Source organism: Mycolicibacterium obuense (assembly GCF_055397605.1).
Genome location: NZ_AP043663.1, coordinates 5,612,894 through 5,623,270, shown reverse-complemented (window position 1 = coordinate 5,623,270; position 10,377 = coordinate 5,612,894). Strand labels below are relative to the sequence as shown.

13 protein-coding genes and 1 pseudogene are annotated in these 10,377 nt (G+C 66.5%); 9 read left to right on the top strand and 5 right to left on the bottom strand.

Features of this window, described 5'->3' with window-relative positions; translation table 11 throughout:
• The first annotated feature begins 502 nt into the window (after nt 1–502).
• From rpmH to ACZ50N_RS27215, 9 genes are all read left to right on the top strand, one after another.
• Nucleotides 503–646, top strand: a complete 144-nt coding sequence (rpmH, locus tag ACZ50N_RS27255) for a 50S ribosomal protein L34 (RefSeq protein ID WP_046365060.1) — start codon at nt 503–505, stop codon at nt 644–646.
• A 21-nt stretch (nt 647–667) separates the two neighbouring features.
• Nucleotides 668–1,039 carry a ribonuclease P protein component gene (gene rnpA, locus ACZ50N_RS27250; RefSeq protein WP_464474262.1) on the top strand — a complete coding sequence of 124 codons (372 nt, stop codon included), beginning with the start codon at nt 668–670 and terminating at the stop codon, nt 1,037–1,039.
• A 29-nt stretch (nt 1,040–1,068) separates the two neighbouring features.
• A complete protein-coding gene (gene yidD, locus ACZ50N_RS27245) occupies nt 1,069–1,377 on the top strand; it encodes a membrane protein insertion efficiency factor YidD (RefSeq protein ID WP_073683226.1) in 309 nt (102 codons plus the stop codon).
• Complete coding sequence (yidC, locus tag ACZ50N_RS27240; RefSeq protein WP_048424836.1) at nt 1,370–2,497, top strand: membrane protein insertase YidC; 1,128 nt, start codon at nt 1,370–1,372, stop codon at nt 2,495–2,497. Before yidD ends, yidC begins: the two co-directional genes overlap by 8 nt.
• 35 nt (nt 2,498–2,532) lie before the next feature.
• Nucleotides 2,533–3,099 (top strand): Jag family protein, encoded by a 567-nt coding sequence (locus ACZ50N_RS27235; protein ID WP_048424835.1) that lies wholly within the window; start codon nt 2,533–2,535, stop codon nt 3,097–3,099.
• A gap of 71 nt (nt 3,100–3,170) precedes the next feature.
• Nucleotides 3,171–3,854, top strand: a complete 684-nt coding sequence (rsmG, locus tag ACZ50N_RS27230) for a 16S rRNA (guanine(527)-N(7))-methyltransferase RsmG (protein ID WP_464474261.1) — start codon at nt 3,171–3,173, stop codon at nt 3,852–3,854.
• A complete protein-coding gene (locus tag ACZ50N_RS27225) occupies nt 3,851–4,783 on the top strand; it encodes a ParA family protein (RefSeq protein WP_073683221.1) in 933 nt (310 codons plus the stop codon). The genes rsmG and ACZ50N_RS27225 overlap by 4 nt, the downstream gene beginning before the upstream one ends.
• 50 nt (nt 4,784–4,833) lie before the next feature.
• Complete coding sequence (locus tag ACZ50N_RS27220; protein WP_046365056.1) at nt 4,834–5,829, top strand: ParB/RepB/Spo0J family partition protein; 996 nt, start codon at nt 4,834–4,836, stop codon at nt 5,827–5,829.
• Nucleotides 5,830–6,046: 217 nt separating this feature from the next.
• A complete protein-coding gene (locus ACZ50N_RS27215) occupies nt 6,047–6,784 on the top strand; it encodes an acetyltransferase (RefSeq protein ID WP_464474260.1) in 738 nt (245 codons plus the stop codon).
• A 10-nt stretch (nt 6,785–6,794) separates the two neighbouring features.
• Here ACZ50N_RS27215 and ACZ50N_RS27210 read toward each other — a convergent pair whose 3' ends face one another.
• The 5 genes and pseudogenes from ACZ50N_RS27210 to sigM form a co-directional block, all read right to left on the bottom strand.
• Complete coding sequence (locus ACZ50N_RS27210) at nt 6,795–7,982, bottom strand: N-acetylmuramoyl-L-alanine amidase (RefSeq protein WP_464474259.1); 1,188 nt, start codon at nt 7,980–7,982, stop codon at nt 6,795–6,797.
• A gap of 73 nt (nt 7,983–8,055) precedes the next feature.
• Nucleotides 8,056–8,391, bottom strand: coding sequence for a thioredoxin (gene trxA / locus ACZ50N_RS27205; protein WP_046365053.1), 336 nt, complete (start codon nt 8,389–8,391; stop codon nt 8,056–8,058).
• Nucleotides 8,388–9,383, bottom strand: coding sequence for a thioredoxin-disulfide reductase (gene trxB, locus ACZ50N_RS27200; protein ID WP_046365052.1), 996 nt, complete (start codon nt 9,381–9,383; stop codon nt 8,388–8,390). The genes trxA and trxB overlap by 4 nt, the downstream gene beginning before the upstream one ends.
• A gap of 89 nt (nt 9,384–9,472) precedes the next feature.
• Nucleotides 9,473–9,721 (bottom strand): annotated as a pseudogene (locus tag ACZ50N_RS27195) (hypothetical protein); the annotation flags it as partial.
• A 56-nt stretch (nt 9,722–9,777) separates the two neighbouring features.
• Complete coding sequence (gene sigM / locus ACZ50N_RS27190; protein ID WP_046365051.1) at nt 9,778–10,353, bottom strand: RNA polymerase sigma factor SigM; 576 nt, start codon at nt 10,351–10,353, stop codon at nt 9,778–9,780.
• Nucleotides 10,354–10,377 lie beyond the last annotated feature (24 nt).

The window sequence follows — 10,377 nt, the reverse complement described above, 5'->3', positions numbered from 1 at the left end:
GCTGTCTACCAACGAGGCTGCCAAGGGTCGGAGCTCATCACTACGTGATGACACGTGGTGGGCTCGCGACCGAGTGAACGATCCTCGCTTCGTTGTCTTGCGCCGTTCCGGCATGGAAACGGCCTCGCCAGAAGCTAACAGTTTTCTCTCCGAGTGCCAACAGTTCTGCAACATTGCGGGGAAGGGTAATTCCGCGTGGCTCAATCGTTCCAGATGCACGTGACTGTTGAGGTGAATGTGATGCTGCTGACGTGCGGTTGGGGTGAACGAACACCGGCTGTGCGGGGGAGCGCTCCACTTGGCAGGCGCAAGTTTGACCCGGCCAATTCTCGTCAGTACCCTCGAACAGTCGCCCGCACGTGGCGATACGGCTGCGATCCGGCTCACGCCGGGGGCCGCGCCGGTACAGCAAGACCGCCGAGCTTACCAACGGCCGACAGCGTGATGCCCGTCAGGAATGGCGGGACGAGCGTGGGGGCCAGACCAACAAGGAGTGACTGCCGTGGCCAAGGGCAAGCGGACCTTCCAGCCCAACAACCGGCGCCGCGCACGCGTGCACGGGTTCCGGCTGCGGATGCGCACCCGTGCGGGGCGTGCCATCGTGTCCGGCCGGCGCCGCAAAGGCCGTCAGTCACTGACTGCGTGACGCGACCCCAGGTCTGACGCGGTGCTTCCGGCACAGAACCGGATGACCAGGTCGACCGAGTTCGGTGCCACAGTCAGTCGAGGGACGCGGGCCGCGCAGCCTGATCTCGTCGTCTACTGCCTGCGTTCTGATCAGACCGAGGAAGCCGGACCACGGGTCGGCTTGGTCGTCTCCAAAGCGGTGGGCAATGCCGTCCAACGCCATCAGGTGTCTCGGCGTCTCCGTCATGTCGCACGTACCGTTCTCCCCGAATTGGACGTCACCGACCGGGTGGTGATTCGCGCCCTCCCGGGCAGTCGGCGCGCCGTATCTCCTCGCCTCGAGCAGGAGCTGCGGATCGCGCTGCGGCGCATCAGGAATCGGGCAGCCGCATCGATGGACGCCCCCTCGTGAGTGCACGTGCGGTCCGTGCTCTGGTGTGGATGATCCAGCTGTACCGCAGCACGGTGTCCCCACTGCGGCTACCGACGTGTCGCTTCACCCCCACCTGCAGCCAGTACGCGGTCGAGGCCTTGACCGAGTTCGGATTGGTGCGGGGGAGTTGGTTGGCGCTCGTTCGCCTGCTCAAATGCGGACCATGGCATAACGGAGGGTGGGATCCGATACCGGATCGCACCGACCGTCAACGTCACAGTGACGCCACCCCCGTGAGTATCGGTGGCCCCTGTAGCGCCTCAGTAGACCGAGAAGACCAACCGGATCAGCAAGGGAAGAGTCTGCCGCGTGTTTAACTTCTTCAGCCTCGACATCATCTATTACCCGGTGTCGGCGATCATGTGGGTCTGGTACAAGGCGTTCGCGTTCTTGCTGGGCCCGTCGAACTTCTTCGCCTGGGCACTGTCGGTGATGTTCCTGGTGTTCACGCTGCGTGCGATCCTTTACAAGCCGTTCGTGCGGCAGATCCGCACCACCCGCCAGATGCAGGAGCTGCAGCCGCAGATCAAGGCCCTGCAGAAGAAGTACGGCAAGGACCGTCAGCGCATGGCGCTGGAAATGCAGAAGCTGCAGAAGGAACACGGGTTCAACCCGATCCTCGGATGCTTGCCGATGCTCGCCCAGGTACCGGTGTTCCTCGGGCTCTACCACGTGCTGATGTCGTTCAACCGGACGCAGACCGGCATCGGCCGGCTGGGTCTGTCCGTCGAGGAGAACCGCAGCCTCGGCAACTATTTCTTCAGCGCCACCGACGTCGGGCATTTCCTGGACGCCAACCTCTTCGGTGCACCACTCGGCGCGACCATGATCCAGAAGCACGGCTTGGAGGCGTTCACCGAATTCCACCGTCCCGCCGTTGTTGCCGTGGGTGTGCCGATCATGATCCTGGCGGGCGTTGCGACCTACTTCAACAGCCGCGCCTCGGTGGCTCGCCAGTCACCGGAAGCGGCAGCCAATCCGCAGACCGCGATGATGAACAAGCTCGCGCTCTACGTCTTCCCGCTCGGCGTCGTTGTCGGCGGTCCGTTCCTCCCGCTGGCGATCCTGCTGTACTGGTTCTCCAACAACATCTGGACCTTCGGTCAGCAGCACTACGTCTTCGGCAAGATCGAGAAGGAAGAGGAAGCCAAGAAGCAGGAGGCGCTGGAGCGGCGGGCGGCGAACGCACCTGCGCCGGGAGCGAAGCCGAGCCGCAAGAAGGGCCCGCGCCTCGAAGGTGAGTCGGTGGATGGCACCGACGGCGTCGAGATCACCGAGGCAACTGGTTCCGAACACGGCGCGGGCAGCCCGAATGGAATGTCGGGCGCCAGCACCAGTAATGGCTCCAGCACGAACAGCAGCGATGCCGCCACGCGGAACGGGACAGCGAGTCGTACTCCCAAACCCGGCGCACGCCCCAAGAAGCGGAAACGTTGACGCGCGGGCGACCGCGAACGAGGAAGAGGTAAACCATGACGAATTCAGAGACGACAACCGCAGAAGAGCTCGAGCAGGCGGACTCCACCGTGACCGTGGACGAGGCTGCGAAGGAAGCGGGTTCGGGTCCGACCGATCTCGAGGAGCGACTGGTCGCTGAGGGCGAGATCGCCGGCGATTATCTCGAGGAACTGCTGGACCTGTTGGACTTCGACGGGGACATCGATCTCGACGTCGAAGGCGACCGTGCGGTAGTGAGCATCGATGGCGGGGGAGACCTGACCAAGCTCGTGGGGCGCAAGGGCGAGGTGCTCGACGCTCTGCAGGAGCTGACCCGGTTGGCTGTTCATCAGAAGACCGGCGAGCGGAGCCGGCTCATGCTCGATATCGCGCAGTGGCGTAAGCGGCGACGTGACGAGCTGGCGGCCCTGGGGAGCAAGGTGGCGCACCGCGTGCTCGAGACGGGTGAGCGCGAAGAGCTGTCGCCGATGACGCCGTTCGAGCGCAAGATCGTGCACGACGCCGTGGCTGACGTCGACGGGGTGCACAGCGAGAGCGAGGGCGTGGAGCCCTCGCGTCGCGTGGTCGTCCTCGTCGACTGACAGCGTGGAGTTACACCGATGTAGTTCGGTGAGCGTGCCATTGTCAGGACTCGAGGCGGAGGATGTTTCACGTGAAACATGCGGAGGTGCCAGCGCCGCCCGCGGCGGTCGCGGCAGTCTTCGGTGACGCCGCCGATGCCGCATGTCGGTATGCCGAGATCCTGGCCGGCGCCGGTGTGGAGCGAGGTCTCCTCGGTCCCCGCGAGGTGGACCGGCTCTGGGACCGACACATCCTCAACAGTGTCGCGATAGCCGATGTGGTGGCCGATGGCGAGTCGGTCGCTGACATCGGAAGCGGATCCGGGCTACCCGGGATACCGTTGGCGTTGGCGCGGCCAGATGTGTCGGTGACGCTGATCGAGCCGCTGCTTCGCCGCAGCGACTTCCTTCGGGAAGCCATCGCAGAACTGGGGCTGAATTCCGTCGTGGTGCGTGGGCGTGCAGAAGACAGAGCCGTTCGAGATGCCGTCGGGGAGCAGGATGCGGTGGTGTCGCGCGCGGTCGCGTCTCTCGACAAGCTCGCCAAGTGGAGCGTTCCGCTGTTGCGTGCCGGTGGCCGAATGCTCGCGATGAAGGGCGAGCGGGCGGCCGATGAGGTGCAGCAGCACCGCAGATCGCTGGCTGCGCTCGGCCTCGCCAACATAGAGGTGAAGACGTGTGGCGCGGATTTCGTGGACCCGCCCGCGACAGTAGTCGTAGGGTTTCTGGAAGAGGAGCGGCGCCGTCGGACTCCGGCGGGAAGGAGACAGCGGTGACGTCAACGGCCGAGGAGCCGGGCGCGGATGTTTCACGTGAAACGTGGGGCACTCATGACGCCGACACCCCCATCGGTGCGGAGGCGGAGCGCGCTGTCCGTTTGATGCACGCGGCGTCAGAGGGACTTCTACCGAAGCCGGCACGCCAGCGAATTTTCACAGTTGCCAATCAGAAGGGCGGCGTCGGCAAGACCACGACGGCGGTCAACATCGCCGCGGCGCTGGCGCTGCAGGGCGCCCGCACCCTCGTCATCGACCTGGACCCACAGGGCAACGCGAGCACCGCGCTCGGTATCGAGCATCGGCCGGGGACACCGTCGTCCTACGAGGTGCTCATCGGCGAGATTCCCGTGGAGACTGCGCTGCAGCAGAGTCCGCACAATGAGCTCCTGTACTGCGTGCCCGCGACCATCGATCTCGCCGGCGCCGAGATCGAGCTCGTCAGCATGGTGGCCCGCGAGGGACGACTGCGCACCGCCCTCGCCGAGCTGAAGCACCACGATTTCGACTACGTCTTCATCGACTGCCCACCGTCGCTCGGCTTGCTGACCATCAATGCGCTCGTGGCTGCGCCTGAAGTTCTGATCCCGATCCAGTGTGAGTACTACGCGCTCGAGGGAGTCGGTCAGCTGCTTCGCAACATCGAGATGGTCAAGTCGCACCTGAATCCCGAACTCAACGTGACGACCGTGGTGCTGACCATGTACGACGGTCGCACCAAGCTGGCGGATCAGGTCGCCGTCGACGTTCGAGCGCACTTCGGCGACAAGGTGCTGCGGACCGTGATCCCGCGCAGCGTCAAAGTCTCGGAAGCGCCCGGCTACGGCATGACGATCATCGATTACGACCCCGGGTCGCGGGGCGCGATGAGCTACCTCGACGCGAGCCGCGAACTCGCGCAGCGTGGCGCGCCCGCAGCACGGCAGTGATCCCAAGCTGATCTCCCGAACCTCTAGCGTGCGACGAACGAAGGACATGGATGAACAACCCGGCACGTAAGCGCAGTGGCCTCGGGCGGGGCTTGGCTTCGCTGATCCCGACGGGCCCGGCCGAGGGTGATGAGCCGGCCACCACCGGGCCCCGGATGGGTGCTGCTGCCGCCGACGCCGTGTTCGGCGCACCGCCGTCGGAAGCTCCGCCGGCAGCCGGCGACGTCGGCGCGGTGTACCGGGAGATCGCGCCATCGCAGATCGATCCCAATCCGCGTCAGCCCCGACAGGTGTTCGACGAGGAAGCGCTGAGCGAACTCGTTCACTCCATCCGCGAATTCGGCTTGATGCAGCCGATCGTCGTGCGCGCCGTCCCCGCCACCGGGGATGCGCCGGTGCGCTACCAGCTGGTCATGGGGGAGCGCCGCTGGCGCGCAGCGCAGAAGGCAGGCGTCGCGACGATCCCCGCGATTGTGCGGGAGACCGCCGACGACAGCATGCTGCGTGACGCGCTCCTGGAGAACATCCATCGCGTGCAGCTGAACCCGTTGGAAGAGGCGGCCGCCTACCAGCAGCTGCTGGACGAGTTCGCCGTGACCCACGATGAACTGGCCGCGCGGATCGGCCGCTCGCGTCCGGTCATCACCAACATGATCCGCCTGCTGCGCCTACCGATCGCCGTGCAGCGTCGCGTCGCTGCGGGCGTGCTGTCCGCCGGCCATGCGCGGGCTCTGCTCGCCCTCGAGGGCGGGCCGGAGCAGCAGGAGGAGCTCGCCGCCCGGATCGTCGCCGAAGGTCTGTCGGTGCGAGCTACCGAAGAAGCCGTCACGTTGGCCAACCGGGAAGGTGCGGGCGCCCCACCGGCGCCGCGTCGCAAGCCGATCCAGATGCCCGGGCTGCAGGACGTGGCCGAGCAGCTCTCGTCGGCGTTCGACACTCGTGTGACGGTCAGTCTGGGCAAGCGCAAGGGCAAGATCGTCGTCGAATTCGGATCCGTCGACGATCTGCAACGAATTGTGGACCTCATGAACTCGACAACCCGGTGACCAACCACACGCGGCCGTTACGTCACTGTGACAGTCGCCCGTCGCGGACCGGGCTCGATCGCGGCGCCGCCGGGAAAGGCACTGAGCGCCAATCTGTTTCGGCGGCAAGCGCTCGGCAGGAGGTCCGACGGCGCAGTATCCGGCCGGCTGGGTCCGCGCCTTCTATTCTGGAGGGGCGGCCGCGCACCCCTTCGCGGCGGAGACCTTCGGGAGCGTAGTGACTGCACGAATCACGCCTCTGCGGCTCGAAGCGTTCGAGCAGCTGCCCAAGCACGCGCGTCGGTGCGTGTACTGGGAAGTCGATCCGCTCACAGTCGGAGACGACCGGAATCTTTCGGACCCCGAATTCGAGAAAGAAGCCTGGCTGTCGATGGTGATGCTGGAGTGGGGGTCGTGCGGCCAGCTCGCCGTCGAGTACTCGACACCGGTGCCCGACGACGAGACGGGTGACGAGCCGTGCCTCGGGTACGCCTTCTATGCGCCGCCGCGCAGTGTGCCGCGGGCGAGTCGCTTCCCGACCGGACCGGTCAGCGCCGACGCAGTTCTTCTGACGTCGCTGGGCGTGGAGACGGGCCCCGGCCACGAGGAACTGTCGCGCGCATTGATCACGGGAGTGGTCGGCGATCTCGTGCGACGAGGTGTGCGCGCGCTGGAAGCGTTCGGCCGCTCGTCTGTCGCTGACGAACTAGCGGACATGGCCGAGGTGCCGCCGGATGTGCAACCTGTGCTGGAGACCCTCGGTGACTGCGCGATGGGCACCTGTGTGATGCCGCTCGATCTACTCCTCGATGCGGGTTTCGTCGTCGTGTCCCACCACACCTACTTCCCGCGGCTCCGGCTGGAACTGGAGCAGGGTCTCGGGTGGAAAGCCGGTGTCGAAGCCGCCTTGGAGCGCCTGCTGGAAAGTGCGCAGCTGCAGCAACCGGTCGGTGCCGGCGCGGCGGCGAACTGCTAGCCGTCTTCGGCTAGCTGCGGCGTGACTGCTCGACGGCCAATTCGTGGGCGAGGAGCTCGGCGAACGTGAATGTGCCTGTGGGGCGGTCGTTCTTACCGAGAAGGTAGAGCCGCTTCACGGCCGCGAGGATGCCTTCGGCCAGAGAATCGCGGGCCGCGGGGGAGACGAGGGTGGCCCGGTCACCGGGATTGGTGATGTAGCCGACGTCCACCTGCACGGTGGGCATGCGGGTCAGGCGCAGCAGATCCCACGTCCGGCCGTGGACGCGGCAATCACGTAACCCGGTGCGTGCCACGACCTCTCGCTGGATGAAGTCGGCGAGGTTGCGCCCGATGGTGGACACCGAGCCGTGCGAGTTGCCGAAGTGGAACGACGCGACACCGTTGGCCGCGGGGCTCGCCTGCGCTTCGCATCGCAGGCTGATCATCAGATCGGCGCCGACGGAGTTGGCGGTCGCGGCACGTTCCGCGTCAGGGGGGGAGGCACCCGCAGACCGAGACAGAAAGGTCTCCATGCCGATGGCCGTCATCCGGCCTTCGAGCCGACTGGCCAGGTCCCACAGGATGTCTGCCTCGCTGATCGGTCCCGACGGCCCGTTCATGATGAGACCGTGATCGGTGCCGCCGCGCCCCGGATCGATGATGATCCTCTTGCCCGAAAGACGAGGTCCGGAGCTACGCACCAGCTCCTCCTCGCGGATCGCATGCGGCGAGCCGCCGGTCACGCGGGATCCCAGGTTGTACAGCGAGCGCAGCGTTTCCGGCCCGCAGATACCGTCGGGGAAGAGTCCGTACTCACGTTGGTAGGACATCAGCGCGTTGTGGGTCTGCAACCCGAAGTGGCCGTCGACCAACCCGGTGTAGAACCCGAGATCCTGCAGGCGCGCTTGCAGGGTGGCGACATCGTCGCCGTACATGGGGGCACCGAACTGGTGGTTCAGGGTTCGCGCGCCGAGGCGGTAGGAGGCCTCCTTGATCGCCCGATAGGTCGCCTCGCCGACGATCCCGTCGACGAGGAGACCACGATGCTGTTGAAAAGCGCGGACCGCGTGGTCGAGCTCGCCGTCGAACACATCGGCGGCGACTCTGCGCCCGGTGGCCAGGTCGTCGTCGGGATCGTCGAGCATGCCCAGGGCGGCCAACGCGATCCGGATCTCGGTGACCGCTGCAGAACGGTCACCGCGACGCAGACTCGACATAGGCAGCATTCTCTCAGAAGGGGAGAGGATTCCGGAAAACCCCAGGGAAGTGTCCCGGGGCAGTACGAGTCCGCTAGAGCACGTCAGCGAGCTCGCGCAGCAGCGCGGCCTTGCCCTTCGCCCCCACGATCCGCTTCACCGGCTGACCGTCCTTGAACAGGATCATGGTGGGGATCGACACGACCGAGAAGTCCCGCGCCGTCGCCGGGTTCTCGTCGACGTCGAGCTTGGCCACCGTCAGGGCGCCGGCCTTCTCGGATGCGATCTCCTCGAGCACCGGGGCCACCATCTTGCACGGCCCGCACCAGGTCGCCCAGAAATCGACGAGCACCGGGGTGCCGCTGGACAGCACGTCCTGAGAAAAGGAATCGTCGGTGACGGCGACGGTCGCCGAGGTGGACTCGCTCATTGCTGCGCTCCAATCAGATCGGTGTCTTCGGTTGTGGTGGAGGTTCGTTCGCCCGGTGCGGCGTGGTCAGCCAACCACCGTTCGGCGTCGATGGCTGCAGCACAACCACTTCCGGCAGCGGTGATGGCCTGCCGGTAGGTGTGGTCCACCAGATCGCCTGCGGCGAAGACTCCGTCGACCGAGGTGTAGGTGGTGCGACCGACGACCTGGACATAACCCTCGTCGTCGAGATCGACCTGCCCGCGCACCAGATCCGACCGCGGATCGTGACCGATCGCCACGAAGACACCGGTGACCGCCAACGCGGACTCTTCACCGGTCACGGTGTTGCGGAGCTTGATGCCGGTCACCTTCGGATCGCCCTCGATCGACTCCACCGCGGTGTTGGTCAAGAAGGTGATCTTCTCGTTCTGCTCGGCGCGCTCGAGCATGATCTTGGAGGCGCGGAACTCCTCGCGGCGGTGGATCAGCGTCACACTGCGTGCGAAACGGGTGAGGAAGGTGGCCTCCTCCATCGCCGAATCGCCACCGCCGACCACGGCGATGTCCTGGTCGCGGAAGAAGAAGCCGTCGCAGGTGGCGCACGTGCTCACACCCATGCCCAGCAGCGCGTCTTCGCCGGGGGCACCGAGGTGGCGGGCCGCGGCGCCCATCGCGAGGATGACGGCGCGGGCCTGGAAGGTCTCGTCACCGACGGTGACCTTCTTGACCGGGCCGCTCAGGTCGACCGAATCGACGTCCTCCATGCGCAAGTCGGCTCCGAAGCGCAGCGCTTGCTCGCGCATCTGGTCCATCAGCTCGGGGCCGGTGATGCCATCCCGGAACCCCGGATAGTTCTCCACCTCGGTGGTGGTCATGAGAGCACCGCCGAACTGGGTGCCTTCGAACACGAGGGGCTTCAGCTGGGCCCGCGCCGTGTAGACGGCGGCGGTGTACCCGGCCGGGCCGGAACCGACGATGATCACGTCGTGGACGGTGGACGAGGAGGTCATGAGTGCCTTTCTGCCTGCAATCCTTGAACACCAGGGTAGGCCGGGGTGTTCCCGATGGCCGCCCGGGCGGGTCAGTGGTGTTTCGAGGGTGGTTCTGCCGTTCGCAACGCGGCACCGATGCGGGCTGTGACCTCGGCGGGTACCGCGGGCGCCGAGGCAGGCTTGGCGCCGAGCCGGCTCAGTTCGCGACGGACGGTGTCGAGCGCCGCCAGCATCTGCGCCGCCTCGGGATCGGTGCGTACCCGGCGGCGCACAGCGGCGGCGGTGTCGTCGTCGAGGAGGCCGGCCTGCAAATCTGCCACGAGTTCCGGCGCGACGGGTTCGAGGTCGTCACCCATCGTCCACCCCCGCCGGTTGCGTTGTCCGCTGACCGTCTGAGGCTAGCCGACCGGGTTCATTCGATGTGATCGCCGGCGAACACCGTCAGGGATGCCGCGAGCTTGGCCCGGGCCCGCGCGCACCGACTCTTGACCGTGCCTTCTGGGATGCCGAGCAGCCGCGCGGTCTCGGCGACCGAGAAACCCTGCATGTCGACCGCCACCACCGCGGCACGCTGCTCGAGCGGCAGCGTCAGCAGCGCCCGTTCGATCACGATCGCTGTGTCGATGTGGCGGGTGGGGTCGGTGCCGCAGGTGAGTTGTTCGTCGAGTGCAGCGTGGTCGCGGAACTTGTTGCGGCGCAGTCGATCAAGGCAGGCGTTGACGACGATGCGGTGCAGCCAGCTGCTGACCGCGGAATCGTGCCGGAACGCGCCGGCGGTGCGGTGCGCCGCCAGCAGGGCGTCCTGCAGCGCATCGGCCGCGTCGTCGGGATCGGCGGTGGTCAGCGTCGCGAGACGGTAGAGCTGGCGGTGGTGGCGATAGAAGAGTTCCTCGAACGCGTAGCGGTCGCCCGCGACGTGCGCGGCCAGCAACTCGGAGTCGGTGCGCGGCCGCACCACGCCGTCGCCGTGCCCCGAGAAAATCCCCACAGCCGAACCCTAGGCGGACCGAGC